A 20,605-nucleotide genomic window follows, 5' to 3' on the forward strand; every position below is an offset into this window, starting at 1 on the left:
TTGATTAGCTCTTTTAAAATAAAACTTGAATTAACGTTGACGTTTTGCTTTGTTCAGTTTTCAAAGTTCAATCACAATCACTTGTTTGAAGCGACTATATTAATATAACATTTATTCATTGTGTCGTCAATAACTTTTTAAAAGTAATTTTTGAACGTACTTTATAGTTTTTTGGACACAAGTGATATTATACATAGTCTATTACTTAATTACAATAGTTTTTTAAAAAAAGAGAGATAAATATATCTCCCCTTTTTATCCTACATTGGTCACTCACATGATAGCAGATATATAAAGTTCGGTTTGTGTACTTAAATCTATAATTTCCTCTGAAGGAAGAACTCTTACAAGTGGTCTCGTTTGATAATTACTCTTTGTAAAGACTACCTCCGCCATCTGACCTGATGACAACCTAACTTGCGTTCCTGTTGTTAAGTTTCCAAATAAGTCTAATAGGGCATTCACCACTTTGAAATTAAATTTTCCAAATTGGTCTCGTCTAATCATCTCCAAAACTTTAAAAATGGGTTGTTTGCTTCTATATAATCTTTCTGAAGTCATCGCATGAAAAACATCTGATATAGCGACAATCTGAGAATAAAGATGAACCCTTTCATTTTTTTCTTTTGTAGGATAGCCGCTTCCATCTATTCTTTCGTGATGCTGAAAGATAGCCAATTTAGCTTCCGGTTTCAATAAAGAAGCTTCTTTGATCATTTTATAGCTATGAGCTGTATGCATCTTTATTTCCTTAAATTCATTTTCTGTCAGAGCTGTTTGTTTTTTTAAAACAAGTGGGGATATCCTAGACATTCCACAGTCAGCTAATATTCCTGCGAGGGCAACCTGATTTACATTCCCTGCATCAAGTCCAAGTTTCTTTCCAAGCATCGCACTGATAATGCCGACCGCTATGGAATGGTGATACAAATACTCTGTTTTAGAAGAATATTCGTTAATGTAATATAGTAAATGTGATTCTTCTGCTACCATTTTTGTAAGAGGAAGAATTACTTCTCTCATTTCTGCAATATCTACTGACATACCTGATTGCCATTGTTGAAATTGCCTTTTAAATGACTGGACGCTTTTCAAATAAGTACGAATAAATTGATCACTTCCGCCCACTTGTTTACTAGTAGTTTCTGTTTTTTCTTTTTCTTTATTAGGCAAAATCAAATTTGCAGGACGAAATAAACTGCCGTCAGCCTTTGTTTTTTCAACCGATACTTCTGAAATGCCAAATGCCCATAAAGCCTTTATATGCTGCTTTTGTATAACGGTGTTTCTAGTAAGTATCGGCAGTGATGTTCTTCCCATGATGTCCTGATTAACAATGCAACCTACCTCAAGATCTTTCGCGTGTACCTTCATCGTCAGCACCTCAATTTTCATCTAACGTTATTAAGACTATTTTACCAAAATTATGAAATAGTGAAAGTGTTTTAGAAGAATTAAACCAAACTATATCTTAGATTTCTCTTACTTTTAACTAATCATTTATTAAAGCAATCTAACTTTTTTATTCGAAAAGGATGATAAAAAAATAAGGAGATGGTTTTTCACCAATCCCCCTGTATCTTTTATTCTACTGAATCATTATCCGAGTTTGTATCAACTTCTGGATTGGAATGATTCTCTTCTTCCGGATTCCCATCAGAAACTTCCATGTTGTCATTTTCTTCTGTTAGTTCCTCTTGGTCCTCATCGGTTTCCTCTTTTTCCACCTTTGCAACAGTAGAAACAAATTCTGTATCTTGTAATTTAATTAATTTAACTCCTTGCGTGTTTCTTCCGGTTGTGGAAATACCACTAACGTCCATACGAATCAAGACACCATGTGCAGTGATAAGCATCAAATCTTCCTCACCCGTTACAGCTTTAACAGCAACAAGCTCACCGTTACGTTCTGTAATGTTACATGTCTTCAATCCTTTTCCGCCCCTTGTTTGGACACGATATTCCTCTGCAGGGGTTCGCTTTCCGTAACCATTAATTGTTACGACTAGTACATCATCTTTTTCCTCAAGAATTTCCATACCGACTACAATATCATCTTCGTCTAGGTTAATTCCCTTTACACCAGTTGCCGTTCTTCCCATAGAACGAACATCGGTTTCAGGGAAACGGATTAACATACCTTTTTTTGTCCCAATAATAATATTTTTATCTCCATCTGTAAGTCTTACGGAGATTAATTCATCATTTTCTCTTAAATTAATAGCAATTAAACCATTTTGTCTTATATTAGCAAAGTCAGAGACAGGAGTACGTTTTGATACACCTTGTTTCGTCGTAAAGAATAGATACCAGTCATCTACAAATTCCTCTACACGAATCATCGCATTGACCCATTCATCTTTTTCGACACCGAGTAGGTTAATGATTGGGATTCCTTTTGCTGTTCTGCTATATTCAGGAATTTCATAGCCCTTTGCTTTATAAGCTTTTCCTTTGTTTGTAAAGAATAGAATTGTATCATGAGTAGATGTTGTTAGCAGGTTTTCAACAAAATCATTATCGTTAGTTCCCATTCCTTGTATTCCTCTACCTCCGCGTTTTTGGCTGCGATACGTAGAAGCAGGAAGACGTTTAATATAACCGTTATGAGTAAGTGAAACGACAATATTCTCTCTTGGAATCAAATCCTCGTCTTCAATTTGTTCAATTCCACCTGCAACAATTTCCGTTCTTCTTTTATCATTAAAACGCTCTTTGAGTTCAAGAAGCTCTTCACGAATAATTTCAAGCAACTTTTCTTCATCCGCTAAGATTGCCTTCAACTCACCGATTAGTTTTAATAGCTCCTGATACTCTTCCTCGATTTTTTCTCTTTCTAAACCAGTTAGACGCTGCAAGCGCATGTCTAAAATTGCTTGTGCCTGTCTCTCTGATAGAGAAAATTGTTCTATTAATCCTTGGCGAGCAATTTCTGTTGTTTTCGAACCGCGGATTAAAGCAATAATTTCATCAATATGATCAAGAGCAATTCGTAGTCCTTCTAAAATGTGTGCTCTTGCTTCTGCTTTGCGCAATTCAAATTCTGTTCTACGTCTAATAACCACTTTTTGGTGATCTAAATAGTGCTGTAAACATTGTTTAATGTTCAGTACCTTTGGCTGTCCGTCAACAAGCGCAAGTAGATTGATACCAAAGTTTGTTTGTAGCGCTGTTTGCTTGTATAAATTATTAAGTAAAACATTCGCATTTGCATCTTTTCTTACTTCAATGACGATACGCATACCTGTACGGTCTGACTCGTCGCGAAGATCTGTGATACCGTCAATTCTTTTATCGCGGACTAGCTCTGCAATTTTCTCCACTAACTTCGCTTTATTCACTTGATAGGGAATCTCAGTAATAATAATAGTTTCTTTACCATTTGCCTTTTGCTCTATATTAGCACGTGCACGCATGGTGATAGATCCCTTACCTGTTTCATACGCCCTTCGAATCCCACTTTTCCCTACAATAAACCCTGCTGTCGGAAAGTCTGGACCTTGAATATATTCCATTAACTCTTGAATAGAAATCTCGGGATCTTTACTGACTTCCAATACTGCATCAATAACTTCTCCAAGCTGGTGGGGAGGTATATTAGTAGCCATACCAACTGCGATTCCTGATGAACCATTGACTAATAGGTTAGGAAAACGCGAGGGTAACACTACTGGTTCTTTTTCAGATCCGTCATAGTTATCTTTATAATCAATTGTATCTTTGTTAATATCTCGCAGTAGTTCCGTAGAGATTTTGGACATTCTTGCTTCTGTATAACGCATCGCTGCGGCAGAATCACCATCTACAGAACCAAAGTTTCCATGACCATCAACAAGCATATAGCGATAGTTAAAGTCCTGTGCCATCCGAACCATTGTTTCATAAACGGCAGAGTCACCATGTGGATGGTACTTACCGATTACATCTCCGACGATCCGGGCAGATTTTTTATATGCTTTATCTGCTGTCATTCCTAGATCATTCATTGCGTATAAAATACGTCTATGAACAGGCTTTAGGCCGTCCCTTACATCTGGTAATGCCCTAGAAACAATAACACTCATTGCATAGTCAAGAAATGATGAACGCATCTCTTGACTTAAATTAATTTCTTTTACATTTGATCTCGGCGTCTCTGCCATAACAAAATGGCCCTCCTTCTGAAAAGGCGCATAAACTTGCCTTTTTTACTTTTTACTATTCCATCTTAATACTTTCTATCTATGTTGAATTCTCCTTATGCTAGTAAGCTAAGTGAGATAACACAGACTAAGTTAAGAGTTTTTTTATGTAAAAGACAGGATAGAAGCTGGTCTACCCTGTACAACTAGTTAGATATCTAGATTTTTCACATATGCAGCATTTTCATCAATAAAGTTACGTCTAGGCTCCACCTTGTCACCCATTAGCATTTCAAATGTTTCATCCGCTTCAATGGCATCTTCTAATCCAACTTGCAGCAGTGTTCTAAATTCAGGATCCATTGTTGTTTCCCAAAGTTGTTCAGCATTCATCTCTCCTAAACCTTTATAACGCTGAATACCAGGTTTTGGTTGTGGAGAAAGCTTAGCAAGTGCTTCTTCAAGTTGTTTATCACTATAAACATATTCAACCTTTTTACCTTGTTGAATTTTATATAGTGGCGGTTGTGCAATGTAAATATAGCCAGCTTCAATAATTGGACGCATATAGCGATAGAAGAACGTTAATAGTAGCGTACGGATGTGTGCACCATCAACGTCCGCATCCGTCATAATAACGACTTTATGATATCGTGCTTTAGCAATATCAAACTCTTCGCCAATACCTGTTCCAAGAGCTGTTATGATTGTTCGAATTTCGTTATTAGAAAGAATTTTATCTAATCTCGCTTTTTCCACATTGAGTATTTTCCCTCTAAGCGGTAGTATCGCTTGAAAATGACGATCACGCCCTTGTTTTGCAGAGCCACCAGCGGAGTCTCCCTCAACGATATAGATCTCACTAATTTGTGGATCACGGGAAGAACAGTCTGCTAGTTTTCCAGGCAAACTGGAAACTTCTAGTGCACTCTTACGACGCGTCAACTCTCTTGCCTTTTTAGCTGCTAAACGAGCTCGTGCTGCCATTAACCCTTTTTCTACTACCTTTTTTGCCACTATAGGGTTTTCTAGTAAAAATGATTCTAAGTGTTCCGAGAATAAAGCATCGGTAATCGTTCTTGCTTCTGAATTTCCAAGCTTTGTTTTCGTTTGGCCTTCAAATTGCGGATCAGGGTGTTTGATTGAAATGATTGCTGTCAATCCTTCTCGAACATCTTCACCTGATAGATTTGCATCACTTTCTTTAAATAGACCATTTTTACGAGCGTAGTCATTAATCACACGAGTTAGAGCCGTTTTAAATCCCGACTCATGTGTCCCACCCTCATATGTGTGAATATTATTGGCAAAAGAGTAGATATTACTAGCAAAACCATCGTTATATTGAATAGAAATTTCTACTGAAATATTTTCTTTTTCCCCTTCAATATAGATAGGCTCTTCATGAACAACCTCTTTTGTACGATTAAGATGTTCAACGTATGACTTTATACCACCTTCATAGTGGTATTCATTACGTTTTCCCTCTCCACGTTTATCCTCGATATTAATTTGAATACCTCTATTGAGGAAAGCAAGTTCTCGAGTACGAGTTGCAAGCGTATCAAAGTCATATTCTGTTGTTTCGGTAAAAATCTCTGGATCTGGTTTAAAGTGAATAATAGTCCCAGTTTTATCGGATTCCCCAACTATTTTTAAGTCGAAGCTCGGAACGCCTCGCTCGTATTTTTGATAATAAATACTTCCGTCGCGATGTACGTAAACCTCAAGTTCTGTTGATAAGGCATTTACGACAGAAGCTCCTACACCGTGAAGTCCACCGGAAACCTTATAGCCTCCGCCTCCAAACTTTCCTCCGGCATGTAGAACAGTCATAATGACCTCTACAGCTGGTCTTCCCATTTTTTCCTGGATCCCAACTGGAATACCACGACCATTATCTGTAACAGTAATACTGTTATCTTCTTCAATCGTAACGGTAATATCATCACAAAATCCTGCAAGTGCTTCGTCGATACTATTATCGACAATTTCCCATACTAAATGATGTAGTCCTCTTCCGCTTGTGGATCCAATATACATTCCTGGGCGTTTACGAACCGCCTCTAATCCTTCTAAAACCTGTATCTGATTTTCATCATAGGAACCATTTTGGGTGTGTTGTTCCATAGTCATAGTGATTCACCTACACTTTCTATTACATGGCGAAATTTATTTTAATAGATTTTCGTATGTTGAGTACTTCTTTGATCTCTTTTTTAACGTATTAGATGCTAGTGGCGATAAATACAATTGGTCAAAAGTGATTACGAGAGATTTATAAGAACCTTTTGCAAGGTGGCATGTCTGGTTTTTTTTATTTTTTAAATAACTTTGTAGTTCGTCCGAATATTGGACGGTATCTCTATCAATAATAGCAATAATTTCATCTGTTCTCACCATTACGTCTTCTCCGACATGAATGTACACTATACCACCTCACTTCAATCTTTTCATCGTACCAGCTTCCACATGATATGTAGCAGCCTCATTTAACGTATGATGATCAATCCCATCCACACTAGTAGTTGTTACAAAGGTTTGAACCTTTCCTTGAATGGTATTTAGTAAATGGGATTGGCGGTAATCATCCAATTCTGATAGAACATCGTCTAAGAGGAGGATTGGATACTCTCTTATTTCTGAATGTATTAGTTCTATTTCCGCTAGTTTTACGGAAAGAGCTGTGGTGCGTTGTTGTCCTTGGGAACCGAAAGTCTGTACGTCCCTGCCATTTACAATAAACTGAAGGTCATCCCTGTGTGGCCCAACTAGCGTGACACCCCTATCGATTTCTCGTTGTCGGATTTGCTTGAATTTATTTTCATATACCTCTACCATTTTTGACCATTCTTGATTTTCTGATACATCAATAGACGGTTTATATAGAATTTCTAATGTTTCAAGGTTTCTCGATATACCCGAATGTATCGGTTTTGCCCAAGCTTCGAGCATTTGGATAAATTCAAACCGCTTTTGGACTATTTTGGTGGCTATTTCGATGAATTGTTCTGTCAACACATCTAACATTGTTTGATCCGTTTGTTTTCTCGTTTGAAGAAGCTTCAAATAATGATTTCGTTGTTGCAGAACTTTTTGGTAGAGGCTTATATCATGTAAATAAACCGGGGATACTTGCCCGATTTCCATATCAATAAAACGACGCCTTACTTGAGGGCTCCCTTTTACAAGATGGAGATCTTCTGGCGCGAACATAACGACATTCATATTTCCAACATATTGGCTTAGTTTTTGCTGTTCAAGGTGGTTACATTTGGCCCTTTTGCCTTTTTTTGAAATAACTAATTCTAACGGCAAAGCTCCATGATACTTTTGTATCCTCCCTTTTATTTTAGCATATTCCTCATCCCAACGGATTAAATCTTTATCATTTGACGTTCGATGCGACTTAGCCATGGCAAGAACATAGATCGATTCCATTATGTTTGTTTTTCCTTGGGCATTTTCACCAAGAATTACATTTACCTTGTTTTCAAAATCTACCTCAATTGATTCGTAATTTCGGTAATTTTTCAACTCAATTTGTTCAATGTACATGGAATTAACATCCTTTTTTCCCGCATTAATGGACAGTACTGTTCCCCTTTAATAAGCCAAGTGAAGTGTGAGTAATGGATTACTGCCCTAAATCCAATGCTCTTATCTCTGTAATGTCATTAGCTATCCTGCATTGTCGAAACTAGTGATATTTCTGCAGTCCCTCTGCTTATAAAGGGGGGCTTATCTAATTATTCAACTAACAAGTATTAGAAGTTCAAATCCCCGCAGCTTGTAAGTATCAGTTCTCTTTAGAAACGATAAATACACCGACTTCTGGAATTTCCACCTTATCACCAACAGTTAGTTTTCTTCCTCTTCGTTGGTCTTGTTCTCCATTAATATAAACTTCATATTCACTTAGAAACCACTTTGCCATTCCACCTGATTGAATTACTTCAGCTAATTTAAGAAATTGCCCAAGTGTAATCACTTCTGTTTCAATTTGTACATAATTCTCCACAAGAATCACTACTTTCCGTATAAATCTCTAATACCTTATTTTACTCTAATCTTTGACTTCTCACAACTAACAGGAAAATTCCATTTTATTAAAGGTCCGTCTCTCTATATTTTTAGCGTGAAAAAAGAACTGATACCGTTGTTCTAGATATCAGTTCTTTTTTTAAGTTTGCTTGTTTGTGATTAGTAAGTTCTAACTGGGAGTATGAGCTGGAGGATAGAGTCATCGTGAAGTGGCTTAATAACAAATGGTCTCATAGCTCCAGTAAAATTGATATGAATTTCTGTTCCTTCTAGTGCTTTTAGTGCATCCATCATATATTTGGCACTAAAGGAAATTTTTAATTCTTCTCCATCAATTGATTGACTTTGTACTTCTTCAATAACCTTCCCAATTTCTGGAGAGTTAGAAGAAATTTCTACAATTCCTCCGTCTAACGTCGATAATTTTACAACATTATTTCTACCTTCTCTAGCAAGTAAGGAAGCACGATCAATAGATTGTAAAAATTCTTTAGTACTCATAACAAGTTCTGTTTTACTGTCAGAAGGAATGAGTCTGCTTGTGTCAGGATAATTTCCTTCTAACAATCTAGAGAAAAATAATAAATGCTTCGCTTTAAACAGCACTTGGTTTTCCGTAATGACAATTTCTACTGGCTCTGTTGTATCATCAAGAATTTTATTCAACTCATTTAAACTTTTTCCTGGAATGACTACGTTATAGCTAGCTTCATTTTGAATTTCAACAGGTGCCTTTCTCATTGCTAGACGGTGGCTATCTGTTGCAATACAGTTTAATTCACCATTCGCAACCTGCCAGTTTACACCTGTTAAGATAGGTCGTGTTTCTGAGGTGGACACTGCGAATACGGTTTGCCTTACCATTGTTTTTAATAAATCAGTGGATATCTTTATTGCATTTCCTTCTTCTATCTGCGGTAAATGTGGATATTCCTCTGGATCTAAACCATTTAAATTAAATTCAGCTTTACCTGAACGAATTACTGTTTGCAAATGATTATGGACCTCAATTTCAACCGTATCCATTGGGAGTTTTTTTACAATTTCGCTGAAAAATTTAGCCTGTAAGACAATACCACCTGGTTGTATCACAGAAACAATTTCATGTTCTCCTTCGTCTTTAGGGATGAAGGACTCTATGGAAATATCAGAGTCACTACCTGTTAATGTAACTCCTTCATCATTCGCTATTATTTTAATTCCAGTAAGAATTGGAATGGTTGTTCTAGACGTAACAGCTTTCATAACATCTTGCACACTTTGAACAAGTCGATCACGTTGGATTACAAATTTCATGATATTTTTCCTCCAATTTGCACATAATTTTTAGGACAGTACATATAATAATAATTTATTAAAAAATAGTAGTAGTAATAGTAGGGGCTGTTGATATGTGGATAACTATATGGAAAGAAAGGAAACACAGCCTATCCACATGTGGACAGACTGTGTGTGAAAATAGTTAAGTTATCAACAGTATTAACGTCTATTACTACTTGTTACAGAATAAAATCTATTAATTTTTTAGTGATTCGCGGATTTCTTTTAATTGTTGCTGTAAAACTGAATCAGCTTGAAGAAGCTTACTAATTTTCTCATGAGCATGAATAACAGTTGTATGGTCTCTTCCCCCAAATTCCTCTCCAATCTTAGGAAGAGAAGAATCGGTCATTTCTCTAGATAAATACATAGCAATTTGCCTTGGAAATGCAATAGATTTTGTCCGCTTTTTTGCCTTAAAATCTTCTAGTTTTATATTGTAGTGTTCACCGACAACACGCTGAATCTCTTGTATGGTAATCACTTTTGGTTTTGAGCTTGGAATAATATCCTTTAGTGCTTCTGCAGCCAAGTCAGCGTTAATATCTTTATTTATTAAAGAAGAGTACGCTACAACTCGAATTAATGCTCCTTCGAGTTCACGAATATTTGAGTCAATTTGATTGGCAATGTAAAGCATCGCTTCGTTCGGAATATCTAATCCTTCCGCTTTTGCCTTTTTTCTTAAAATGGCAATCCTTGTTTCAAGGTCCGGTGGCGTAATATCCGTTATTAATCCCCATTCAAACCGTGATCTCATCCGGTCTTCCAATGTAGGAATTTCCTTTGGAGGTCGGTCACTAGAAATAATAATTTGCTTGCTTTCCTCATGCAATGTATTAAATGTATGGAAGAATTCTTCTTGTGTTTGCTCCTTCCCCGCAATAAATTGTATATCGTCTATGAGAAGGACATCTACATTCCGATATTTATTGCGGAAATTCTCTGCTTTATTGTCACGAATGGAATTAATGAATTCATTCGTAAACTTTTCAGACGACAGATATAGCACTTTTGCAGAAGGATTATGCTCTAGAACATAGTGGCCAATTGCATGCATTAAGTGTGTTTTACCTAATCCCACGCCCCCATAAATAAATAACGGATTGTAGGCTTTAGCAGGTGCTTCTGCAACCGCTAGCGATGCTGCATGGGCAAAGCGGTTTCCTGATCCTATTACAAAAGTGTCAAACGTATATTTTGGATTGAGCATACTTTGTTTTAAGTTTTGCTGGTCATCATCTATTGACGGCTTCTTTCTCACAACCGGGATATCAAACTCTTCAGGCTCTTGATTTTGAGGAATAATAAATTTTGTTATTAGTTCTTCGCCGGTAATATCATATAAAACACCAGAAATTAACTGAGAATAACGACCTTCAAGCCAATCTCTAGCAAATTCATTTGGAGCCGTGATTACGAGTGTATCACCTTGAATAGAGTGAGCTTTTGTAGATTTTAACCAGGTATCAAAACTTGGTTTACTAATTTTTTTCTCTATATCAGCAAGAACTTTGTCCCACAAATCACCGATATTTTCCAAAGCCGATCCCTCCTTTTCTTCAATTTTTACAATGGTTGTACATTCAACAAATTACGTAGAAACTCTCTATTTTTAACTTTATTGCATTCCTGATTTATAAAAATACAAAACTATGAATGTGGAAAATATATAATAAGGAAGAAAATTGTTTTTCGACAATATCCACGACCTGTGGACAGCCTTTTACAAAGGGTATGGATAAGTTACTAACACATTATCCACACTTTGTGGATAAATAGACTATCAACAATTAGTTATCAAGAGTGAAAACACAAATATCATAACAAAATATCCTAGATGGTGCAATGACTTTTCTGTTTTATCCACAAGTGCAGATTCGTGTGGAAAAAAGTTGTCCACACCATATGATTTTGTGAAAAAGGTGTCAATATCTGCTGTGGACAGAAAAAAACTTTGTCAGATTTTATCCACAGGCGATGTTGAAAATAAATGTATATGGCGAAAAAGCTATTTTTCCTAGTTTTTGAAAAGGAGAAATTACTAGTGGATAACTTTATCTCTGTAGATTAGTTATAGAAAATGAGGGAGCGATGTAGTAACTAAAAAATAATGTTAACGATCAATAGTAGATATTTTTTAACAACAGTTAAAAATATAGAGTGGATTGGAGCGGAAGACACTTGATTCCTGCTAGATAAGGAGGAAGGCTACTGACTGCAGTGGAAAAGAGTAGTCCATTTCCCACAAACAACAAACTTTACAAAACCAGTTTCTGTTTGTTGTTGTATTATTAAGAGAGTACAGCCTATTTGTATGTAAAATCTGTTTTAAAGTAGTAATTATATAGATAGCTTAAACACTGAGCTCTTTATAGGGGAAAGACATTTATCTGTTAGTAGTAATTAGGGTATTTTCCGCATTTTTTCTAATAGTAAAAGGAAAACTTCTAAAATTAGGCGTCAATTAATTGTTTAATTTCATTAAAGGGATCATGCTTTTACTCTCGGAATTAAAACGGCTGTTGACATTTTATTAGGTGACTCCTTATAATAGTAAAGACTGTCTTTGACTTATAAAGTTAAATCCTTCAGGGAGGTGTCATATATGAAAAGAACATTTCAACCGAATAATCGTAAAAGAAGTAAAGTACACGGTTTCCGTGCTCGTATGAGTTCAAAAAACGGACGTAAAGTTTTAGCTAACCGTCGTCGTAAAGGAAGAAAAGTATTATCTGCTTAGGCCACTGAAATACATCAGTGGTTTTTTTTTCATTGTATGGTTAACAATCTATAAATAGGACCATATTTATAATGGTAATTAGGCGGTAACGATCAGCTGCAGCGCCTAGTCACTCGAGGTCATAAGCCAATCATCCCAAATGGTGAAAAGTGCCTTTTTTGGGATGATCGTCTTATGCTTGGCGTGGCGGAACAGGGCGTTTCTACTTTTATATTACGTCTAGCTCCAGTGGCTAAGGGCGACAAGCTGTTTTCGCTTTTATGGCTAAAATTGAAAATTAGGTGTTGTAAATGAGGAAAGAACAAAGGGTAAAGAAAAATAGTGAGTTTCAAGAGATTTTTAAAAAGGGAACTTCTGTTGCAAATCGACAATTTGTTTTGTACGTTTTAAAAAAAGAGGAAACGCAGCCTTTCCGAATTGGTTTATCCGTTAGCAAAAAAATTGGAAACGCTGTAGTGCGAAACAAAGTAAAGCGATATATAAGACAAGCCTTTCTTGAATTAAAAGAGGAAGTAAAAGAAGGTCATGACTACTTAATCATCGCCAGAAAACCGGCGGCCGAAATGAATTTTCACGAGGTAAAGAAGAGCCTTACGCATGTATTAAAGAAGGGCAAGGCATTTAAACGATCTTCTTCGAGTGGAAATGTCAAAAGAAAACAATAAAAGATTTAAAAGAAATACCATGTTTCATCAGCACATAAGAAAGAAAAGATGTTACAATACGAGAGATTGCAAGTAATTTTTTGAAGATAGGACAAGTTTTGGCTTGTTCGTTAAATAAATCAAGAGAATAGAAAAGTTGGGAGGAAATGCAGGGTGAAAAAAAGAATACTAGCCCTAATAGGTATAGTCGGTCTGATGACAATCCTTTCTGGATGTACAGAGTATAATCAGCCGATTACGCCTGAGAGTGATGGCTTTTGGAATGAATATATCGTTTATCCTTTATCGCAGTTGATTACTTTATTTGCGGAGTGGATGAGCGGCTCATATGGATTGGCTATCGTTGTTGTAACGTTAATTATACGTTTAGCGATCTTACCATTAATGATTAAACAAACGAAAAATTCTAAGGCGATGCAAGCACTACAGCCTGAAATGAAGGAAATTAAGGAAAAATATAGTTCTAAAGATGCACAAACACAGCAAAAACTTCAACAAGAAACAATGGCTTTATTTCAAAAACATGGTGTTAATCCTTTAGCAGGTTGTTTTCCACTGATTGTTCAAATGCCTATTTTAATTGGTTTCTACCATGCAATTGTAAGAACAGAAGCAATTAAGGATCATAATTTCCTTTGGTTTGATTTAGGAAATCCCGATCCCATTTATTTACTGCCACTAATTGCAGGTGCAACAACGTTTATCCAGCAAAAATTGATGATGGCAGGAACAGCAAATCAAAATCCACAAATGGCAATGATGCTTTACATTATGCCTGTGATGATTATTATCTTTGCTATTAATTTTCCTGCTGCGCTATCTTTATATTGGGTAGTTGGTAATCTGTTCATGATTGTGCAAACTTACTTCATTAAAGGGCCGGACATTAAAGCTCAAGCAGCTACTGGAAATTCGGGAGGAAAGAAAAAGTGATGGAAGTGAAAGGGACTGGTCAAACTGTTGAAGAAGCAATTGAATCTGCTTTAACTCAACTTAAAGTCACCAAAGAAGAAGCAGAAATTGATATTATCGAAGAAGGTAAAAAAAGATTTTTGGGATTATTTGGTGGCAGACCAGCAACTGTTCTTGCGAGAAGAATTTTTAATCCTATCGAAGAAGCAAAAACGTATCTACTATCTGTTTCGAAGGAAATGGGAATAGATACTAAAATTGAAGTAAAGCAAGTTGGAAAAGAAGTGGAATTTAACTTATCCGGTGAAAAAATGGCACTTTTAATAGGAAAAAGAGGTCAAACGTTAAATGCACTTCAGCATTTAACACAATTGGCAGCTAACCGTACATCAGATCAATTTATTAATATCGTCCTCGATGCGGAAAATTACCGTGAACGACGGAAAGAAACATTACGGAATTTAGCCAAAAGGCTTGCAGATAAGGCACTTCGTACGAAACGACCTGTTTCATTAGAACCGATGCCTTCCTATGAAAGAAAAATCATTCATACTGCTTTAATGGACTCTGCCTCGGTTAATACTTTTTCAGAAGGTAATGAGCCAAATCGGTATATTGTTATTTCTCCAAAATAAGCTATTTATGAAAAAAACGAATCTCATGTTGAGGTTCGTTTTTTATTTGCGCTTTTTTAGAGTAATAAATTTATCCTATGCATTTCTTCGCTTTATTGTTATTCACATGTGGATAAGTTAAAATGAAAGAATAAGAAAAGTAACTATGTGGATAATTTTACGGATAAGATAATACAACAATCTTTTTGTTTAAAAAGGATTATGTTATTCTAATAATTTGGTGATACTTTTGCCTTTTATCCCGGATTAAAGGGCAGTAATCCCTCAACTTAAGGATCAGAGTAATCGAAAAAATGTAGATGAGGAATAACTGTCCGTAAATGTCCGGTTGGTTCAACTAACAATCAGTGAGGGAGAAAGTCCCCACTGATTGCAGTTTCACTTTATAAGATACTTTTTTCAATAGATAATTTGATAGACAAGAGAGGTGAATATAATGGAATTTGATACAATAGCAGCTATATCGACTCCAATGGGAGAAGGTGCAATTGCAATTGTTCGCTTAAGTGGGGAACAGGCTTTTAATATTGCAGATAAAGTGTTCCGACCAGTGAAAGGATCTGTAAATGATTTTGCTTCCCATACTATTCATTACGGACATATAGCAGACCCAGAAACAAATCAAATTATTGAGGAAGTAATGGTGTCTGTTATGAAGGGTCCAAAAACATTTACGCGAGAAGATGTCATTGAAATTAATTGTCATGGAGGTCTTGTGTCTGTCAATAAAGTTCTCCAACTTTTATTAAAGCATGGGGCAAGACTTGCAGAACCTGGAGAATTCACGAAGAGGGCATTTTTAAATGGACGGATTGACTTATCGCAAGCTGAGGGTGTCATGGATTTGATTCGAGCTAAAACCGATCGTGCGATGAGTGTTGCTCTGAATCAAATGGAAGGAAGACTGTCGAAGCTTATCAAAAAACTAAGACAGGAAATACTCGAAACCCTTGCCCAGGTGGAAGTGAATATTGACTATCCAGAATATGATGATGTGGAAGAAATGACACATCGTGTTCTATTAGATAAATCGAAACAGGTTAGAGATGAAATAAAAAAATTATTAGTAACGTCAGAACAGGGAAAAATATTGCGTGAAGGACTTTCTACTGTCATTATTGGACGCCCTAATGTTGGTAAATCTTCCTTACTAAATAGTTTGGTTCATGAAAATAAAGCAATTGTGACAGATATCCCTGGTACCACAAGAGATGTTATAGAAGAGTATGTGAATGTCAGAGGGGTGCCTTTGCGTTTAGTAGATACTGCTGGAATTCGTGAGACAGAAGATATAGTAGAGAGAATTGGTGTTGAACGTTCTCGAAAGGTGTTAAAAGAAGCAGATTTGATTCTTTTAGTATTAAATAGTGCGGATGAATTGACACACGAAGACGAGCAGCTGTTTGAGGCAGTAGAAGGTATGGATGTCATTGTCATTGTGAATAAAACAGATTTGCCACAAAAAATTGATTTACCAAAAGTGAAACAATTGGCTGCACAACATAAACTTGTTACGACTGCATTAATTGAAGAACAAGGAATTGATGAATTAGAAGAAGCTATTTCATCCTTATTCTTTGAAGGGTCAATCGAGGCGGGAGATATGACATATGTGTCCAATAGTAGGCACATTGCGTTATTAAACCAAGCGCACGAGTCCATTAGTGATGTGATTGATAGTGTTGAAATGGGAACGCCGATAGATATAGCACAAATTGATCTAACGAGAACATGGGAACTGTTAGGTGAGATAATTGGTGATAGTGTACATGAAAGTCTTATTGACCAGTTATTTTCTCAATTTTGCTTAGGAAAATAAGAAAAATACTAAAATCTTTAAGGTTTAGATAGCAAAATGAATCAAAAACTTATACTTTCTTATGAGGTAACAATAGGAAAGAAAAGCGAAGTCACGCTTATATGTGAGAACCTTTTTACGAATTGAAATGGAAGGCTTCGCTTTAACAAGGAGGAAATGAAAAACGATGCAATATGAGGCAGGACAATTTGATGTCATCGTTATTGGTGCAGGACATGCCGGTGTAGAAGCGGGACTTGCTTCCGCTAGAATGGGAGCAAAAACGCTGATGGTGACAATCAATTTGGATATGGTGGCATTTATGCCATGTAATCCTTCAGTCGGCGGACCAGCCAAAGGAATTGTAGTACGAGAAATAGATGCTTTAGGTGGAGAAATGGGTCGCAATATTGATAAGACTCATATCCAAATGCGTATGCTTAACACAGGAAAAGGGCCTGCTGTTCGTGCATTAAGAGCACAGGCAGATAAATTCCTTTATCAAAATGAAATGAAAAAAACAATTGAAGATGAACCAAATATGACACTTCTTCAGGGAATGGTAGAAAAACTTATTGTAGAAGATGGAGGATGTAAAGGGGTTGTGACGAAAACAGGAGCTGCTTATCGTGCAAAAACAGTTGTCATTACTACTGGAACATTCCTTCGTGGAGAAATTATTCTTGGGGAATTGAAGTACTCTAGTGGTCCAAATAACCAACAGCCATCTATTAAGCTTTCCGAGCATTTAGAAGAACTTGGTTTTGATATGGTACGTTTTAAAACAGGTACACCGCCTCGTGTGAATGGCCAAACCATTGACTATTCTAAAACAGAAATACAACCAGGCGATGATGTTCCGCGAGCGTTTAGTTATGAAACGACAAAATATATTACCGATCAGCTTCCATGCTGGTTAACTTATACAAATGAACATACGCATCAGTTGATTGATGAAAATCTTCACCGCTCACCGATGTACTCCGGCATGATTAAAGGGACAGGTCCACGTTATTGTCCTTCGATTGAAGATAAGGTCGTGCGTTTTCATGATAAGCCGAGACATCAAATTTTCTTAGAGCCAGAAGGAAGAAATACAAAAGAAGTGTATGTTCAGGGATTATCTACAAGCTTACCGGAAGATGTTCAACGGAAGATTCTTTCTACAGTCCCTGGCTTAGAAAATGTTCAGATGATGAGAGCAGGTTATGCCATTGAGTATGATTCGATTGTACCGACACAGCTTTGGCCGACACTAGAGACGAAAAAAATTAAAAATCTTTATACGGCAGGTCAAATCAATGGAACTTCTGGGTATGAAGAGGCGGCAGGTCAAGGGTTAATGGCTGGAATTAACGCAGCTTGCAAAGCACTTGATAAAGAAGAAGTCATTTTAAGTAGATCGGATGCTTATATTGGTGTGCTAATTGATGACCTTGTAACAAAAGGAACAAACGAACCGTATCGTTTATTAACATCCCGTGCTGAATACCGCTTACTGCTAAGACATGATAATGCTGATTTGCGGCTAACAGATCTTGGACACAAAATCGGTTTAATTTCCGATGAAAGATATGAACGTTTTTCTGTTAAAAAGCAAGAAATAGAAGGAGAGAAAAAGCGTCTTCAGGAAATTAGAATAAAGCCGAATGAACAAACACAAGCACTTATTCGAGAGGTTGGCGGGAGTGAATTAAAAGATGGTATCCGTGCAGCTGATTTATTAAAAAGACCTGAAATGAATTATAGCCATATCAAACAGTTAGTTCCAAGTGAGGTGGAGCTACACCCTGATGTAGAAGAGCAAGTAGAAATCCAAGTGAAATATGAAGGATATATTGAAAAATCGCTTCAGCAAGTGGATAAACTAAAGAAAATGGAAAACAAAAAGATTCCAGAGGATATCGATTATGAAGCAATCAATGGGCTAGCATCAGAAGCAAGACAAAAGCTTATTGAAGTAAGACCTCTCTCGCTTGCTCAAGCATCAAGAATATCTGGTGTTAACCCTGCAGATATTTCAATCTTACTAGTATACATCGAGCAGGGGAAAATAGCGAAAGTATCTGGTAACTAATTGGCTAAAGGAAGGTTTAAAAGCATGAATGAAACCGAATTTCAAAATAGTCTGGAGGAGAAGGGAATTTCCCTTTCTCCTCAACAGCTAAAACAGTTTGAAACATACTATGAAGTGTTAGTGGAATGGAACGAAAAAATGAATTTAACAGCTATTACAGAGAAACAAGATGTTTATTTAAAACATTTCTATGACTCTGTTACCGCTGCTTTTTATGTTGATTTGTCCAAACCACTACATATATGTGATGTCGGTGCTGGTGCAGGCTTCCCGAGTATCCCTTTAAAAATCTGTTTTCCGGAATTATCTATTACTATTGTTGACTCTCTTAATAAAAGGATTTCTTTTTTAGAGCACCTATCACAACAATTGGGATTAAAGGATACGCATTTTTATCATGATAGAGCGGAAACCTTTGCAAAAAGACCAGAACATCGTGAACAGTATGATATTGTAACGGCAAGAGCTGTGGCAAGAATGTCCGTTTTAAGTGAGCTTTGTTTGCCTTTAGTTAAAAAGGATGGACTATTTATGGCGATGAAAGCAGCAAATGCGACAGATGAGTTAACAAATGCTAAAAAGGCTATCACTACTTTAGGCGGAAAGACGGAGAAGGTACATTCCTTTTTATTACCTAAAGAAGATAGTGAACGCAATATCATTACGATAAGAAAAATGAAAGAAACCCCGAAGAAATATCCAAGAAAACCTGGCACACCAAATAAATTACCATTAGAATAAAAATAAATTTATTTCTTTCATGATGATAAGGAAACTGCTCATTTTTTAAGCAGAACTTCCTAACATACTATTACCTTTAACAGGTTCTTACGTCCTAATTTAAAATAATAGTATAGAGCAGGTTAATAATATTTTATGATTATTTAGTTGCAGTGGCTAGTTCGCTGTGAAAAAGATGATTTTGCTTGAAAGGCAAAAGCGCCTTTCGAGTAAAATCCCTATTTTCTTCATGAGCTGATCAAGCCACTTCCGCTTTTCTTGGTAATTTTGTTTTTTGATGTCAAAGTATCGGCAGGATATTGTCAGGTTATAGAGAATACTATAAAAGGGAGATTCTTAAAGGTGGTGTAGGAAGATGAAGCATCCTTTCTCTCGTTTGTTTGGCCTAGGTGAAAAGGAGCGGGAAGTAGCAAAAGAAACTGAGATGGAAACGGTGGAAGATAGGGATGAGGTTAAGAATATCCTAATTTCCCAAATCGTACCGAATCGCTTTCAGCCAAGGACCATCTTCAATGAGGAAAAAATAGAAGAACTATCAAGGACAATCCATACTCATGGCATTATCCAACCAATTGTCGTCCGTGAGTTCGATAAGGAGCAATTTGAAATAATTGCTGGGGAACGACGCTGGAGGGCTGTGCAGAAATTAAACTGGGAAACTGTCCCGGCTATTGTCAAAAATTTAAATGATGCAGAAACAGCTTCTGTTGCCCTAATTGAAAATCTACAAAGGGAAGAACTTTCTCCTATAGAAGAAGCAATTGCCTATGGTAAACTGCTCGAACTTCATAATTTAACACAAGAAGCACTTGCTCAACGGTTGGGAAAAGGCCAATCAACGGTTGCGAATAAACTTCGTCTACTGAAGCTACCGGAAGAAGTCCAAGGTGCTCTCTTAGAGAAACTTATAACAGAAAGACATGCTCGTGCGTTAATTCCTTTGAAGGATCCTGGAAAGCAAGTTCAACTGCTTCAGGAAGTAATAGAGAAAAGCTTTAACGTAAAACAAACAGAAGATAGAGTAGTGAAAATGCTCGATAAAGGCAAAGACAAGCCAAAGCCGAGACGTAAGGCATTCAGCAAGGACATGCGTATTGCAGTTAATACGATTCGCCAATCGTTATCAATGGTATCTGATAGCGGAATAAATCTTAACGCTGAAGAAGAAGAGCATGAAGAATACTATCAATTTACTATTCGTATTCCGAAAAAGAAATAGATTAATAGCTTTAAAGTGAGGAACAAGTTTAGCTGTTTCTCACTTTTTTCATTACGTAGGAATAGTTAATCTGTTTTTCTAGATAAGTTTGTCGGGGTTGGATGAGCCGCATGCGCTTTTCTGTTTGTCTAGCTCCAGCGGCTAGCTCACTGTGAAAAAGATAAATTTCCCATAAAGGCAAAAGACGCCTTTTTGGGAAATTTCCTATTTTCTTCGCGAGCTGAACGAGCCGCATGCGCTTTTCTGGTGAAACGGAATTTTTTTGAAATGAAGGACAAACTATATTGGAATTTTGGTAGAATAAAAGAATACGTGATTTAAAAATTAACT

General features: G+C 36.5%; 16 protein-coding genes. 8 read left to right on the forward strand and 8 right to left on the reverse strand.

The genetic code is table 11. The features are described 5' to 3' along the window. Positions 1 to 273 precede the first annotated feature (273 nt). The 8 genes from ACFSUL_RS02610 to dnaA form a co-directional block, all read right to left on the reverse strand. Positions 274 to 1,374, reverse strand: coding sequence for an HD-GYP domain-containing protein (locus tag ACFSUL_RS02610; protein ID WP_377932430.1), 1,101 nt, complete (start codon positions 1,372 to 1,374; stop codon positions 274 to 276). 209 nt (positions 1,375 to 1,583) lie between these two features. Next, positions 1,584 to 4,142: a DNA gyrase subunit A gene (gyrA, locus tag ACFSUL_RS02615; RefSeq protein ID WP_377932432.1), complete on the reverse strand. Its 2,559-nt coding sequence runs from the start codon at positions 4,140 to 4,142 to the stop codon at positions 1,584 to 1,586. A gap of 189 nt (positions 4,143 to 4,331) precedes the next feature. Next, positions 4,332 to 6,251: a DNA topoisomerase (ATP-hydrolyzing) subunit B gene (gene gyrB, locus ACFSUL_RS02620; protein WP_377932470.1), complete on the reverse strand. Its 1,920-nt coding sequence runs from the start codon at positions 6,249 to 6,251 to the stop codon at positions 4,332 to 4,334. Between the two features lie 42 nt (positions 6,252 to 6,293). After that, on the reverse strand, positions 6,294 to 6,551 hold the full coding sequence (gene remB / locus ACFSUL_RS02625) for an extracellular matrix regulator RemB (protein WP_071410355.1): 258 nt from the start codon (positions 6,549 to 6,551) through the stop codon (positions 6,294 to 6,296). A gap of 9 nt (positions 6,552 to 6,560) precedes the next feature. Continuing rightward, positions 6,561 to 7,679, reverse strand: coding sequence for a DNA replication/repair protein RecF (gene recF, locus ACFSUL_RS02630; protein ID WP_071410356.1), 1,119 nt, complete (start codon positions 7,677 to 7,679; stop codon positions 6,561 to 6,563). A 241-nt stretch (positions 7,680 to 7,920) separates the two neighbouring features. Further along, on the reverse strand, positions 7,921 to 8,142 hold the full coding sequence (gene yaaA, locus ACFSUL_RS02635; RefSeq protein WP_377932435.1) for a S4 domain-containing protein YaaA: 222 nt from the start codon (positions 8,140 to 8,142) through the stop codon (positions 7,921 to 7,923). Positions 8,143 to 8,324: 182 nt separating this feature from the next. Then, on the reverse strand, positions 8,325 to 9,461 hold the full coding sequence (gene dnaN / locus ACFSUL_RS02640) for a DNA polymerase III subunit beta (protein WP_377932436.1): 1,137 nt from the start codon (positions 9,459 to 9,461) through the stop codon (positions 8,325 to 8,327). 220 nt (positions 9,462 to 9,681) lie between these two features. Beyond that, positions 9,682 to 11,028, reverse strand: coding sequence for a chromosomal replication initiator protein DnaA (gene dnaA / locus ACFSUL_RS02645; RefSeq protein WP_071410359.1), 1,347 nt, complete (start codon positions 11,026 to 11,028; stop codon positions 9,682 to 9,684). Between the two features lie 1,065 nt (positions 11,029 to 12,093). On the opposite strand from dnaA, the gene rpmH reads away from it, so the two are divergent. From rpmH to noc, 8 genes are all read left to right on the forward strand, one after another. Beyond that, the gene (gene rpmH / locus ACFSUL_RS02650) at positions 12,094 to 12,228 is read left to right on the forward strand and encodes a 50S ribosomal protein L34 (protein WP_071410360.1); all 135 of its coding nucleotides are present in this window, start codon (positions 12,094 to 12,096) and stop codon (positions 12,226 to 12,228) included. Between the two features lie 290 nt (positions 12,229 to 12,518). After that, a complete protein-coding gene (gene rnpA, locus ACFSUL_RS02655) occupies positions 12,519 to 12,893 on the forward strand; it encodes a ribonuclease P protein component (RefSeq protein ID WP_377932439.1) in 375 nt (124 codons plus the stop codon). 153 nt (positions 12,894 to 13,046) lie between these two features. Beyond that, positions 13,047 to 13,826, forward strand: a complete 780-nt coding sequence (gene spoIIIJ, locus ACFSUL_RS02660; protein WP_377932441.1) for a YidC family membrane integrase SpoIIIJ — start codon at positions 13,047 to 13,049, stop codon at positions 13,824 to 13,826. Then, complete coding sequence (jag, locus tag ACFSUL_RS02665) at positions 13,823 to 14,440, forward strand: RNA-binding cell elongation regulator Jag/EloR (RefSeq protein WP_377932443.1); 618 nt, start codon at positions 13,823 to 13,825, stop codon at positions 14,438 to 14,440. Before spoIIIJ ends, jag begins: the two co-directional genes overlap by 4 nt. Before the next feature lie 436 nt (positions 14,441 to 14,876). After that, a complete protein-coding gene (mnmE, locus tag ACFSUL_RS02670; RefSeq protein WP_377932445.1) occupies positions 14,877 to 16,259 on the forward strand; it encodes a tRNA uridine-5-carboxymethylaminomethyl(34) synthesis GTPase MnmE in 1,383 nt (460 codons plus the stop codon). A 166-nt stretch (positions 16,260 to 16,425) separates the two neighbouring features. Continuing rightward, positions 16,426 to 18,315 (forward strand): tRNA uridine-5-carboxymethylaminomethyl(34) synthesis enzyme MnmG, encoded by a 1,890-nt coding sequence (mnmG, locus tag ACFSUL_RS02675; RefSeq protein ID WP_377932447.1) that lies wholly within the window; start codon positions 16,426 to 16,428, stop codon positions 18,313 to 18,315. Positions 18,316 to 18,339: 24 nt separating this feature from the next. Continuing rightward, entirely contained in the window at positions 18,340 to 19,056 is a 717-nt protein-coding gene (gene rsmG / locus ACFSUL_RS02680; RefSeq protein ID WP_377932449.1) for a 16S rRNA (guanine(527)-N(7))-methyltransferase RsmG, read from the forward strand. Positions 19,057 to 19,411: 355 nt separating this feature from the next. After that, positions 19,412 to 20,275, forward strand: coding sequence for a nucleoid occlusion protein (gene noc, locus ACFSUL_RS02685; RefSeq protein WP_377932451.1), 864 nt, complete (start codon positions 19,412 to 19,414; stop codon positions 20,273 to 20,275). Positions 20,276 to 20,605 lie beyond the last annotated feature (330 nt).

This window comes from Bacillus seohaeanensis (assembly GCF_042684945.1).
Taxonomy (GTDB): Bacteria; Bacillota; Bacilli; order Bacillales; family Bacillaceae_B; genus Rossellomorea; species Rossellomorea seohaeanensis.

What these genes read in the sequence shown, in the direction of transcription:
- dnaN (WP_377932436.1), bottom strand. Translation starts at nt 9,461, where the DNA reads ATGAAATTTGTAATCCAACGTGATCGACTTGTTCAAAGTGTGCAAGAT.
- recF (WP_071410356.1), bottom strand. Translation starts at nt 7,679, where the DNA reads ATGTACATTGAACAAATTGAGTTGAAAAATTACCGAAATTACGAATCA.
- gyrB (WP_377932470.1), bottom strand. Translation starts at nt 6,251, where the DNA reads ATGGAACAACACACCCAAAATGGTTCCTATGATGAAAATCAGATACAG.
- ACFSUL_RS02610 (WP_377932430.1), bottom strand. Translation starts at nt 1,374, where the DNA reads ATGAAGGTACACGCGAAAGATCTTGAGGTAGGTTGCATTGTTAATCAG.
- rsmG (WP_377932449.1), top strand. Translation starts at nt 18,340, where the DNA reads ATGAATGAAACCGAATTTCAAAATAGTCTGGAGGAGAAGGGAATTTCC.
- rpmH (WP_071410360.1), top strand. Translation starts at nt 12,094, where the DNA reads ATGAAAAGAACATTTCAACCGAATAATCGTAAAAGAAGTAAAGTACAC.
- mnmE (WP_377932445.1), top strand. Translation starts at nt 14,877, where the DNA reads ATGGAATTTGATACAATAGCAGCTATATCGACTCCAATGGGAGAAGGT.
- gyrA (WP_377932432.1), bottom strand. Translation starts at nt 4,142, where the DNA reads ATGGCAGAGACGCCGAGATCAAATGTAAAAGAAATTAATTTAAGTCAA.
- mnmG (WP_377932447.1), top strand. Translation starts at nt 16,426, where the DNA reads ATGCAATATGAGGCAGGACAATTTGATGTCATCGTTATTGGTGCAGGA.
- noc (WP_377932451.1), top strand. Translation starts at nt 19,412, where the DNA reads ATGAAGCATCCTTTCTCTCGTTTGTTTGGCCTAGGTGAAAAGGAGCGG.
- rnpA (WP_377932439.1), top strand. Translation starts at nt 12,519, where the DNA reads ATGAGGAAAGAACAAAGGGTAAAGAAAAATAGTGAGTTTCAAGAGATT.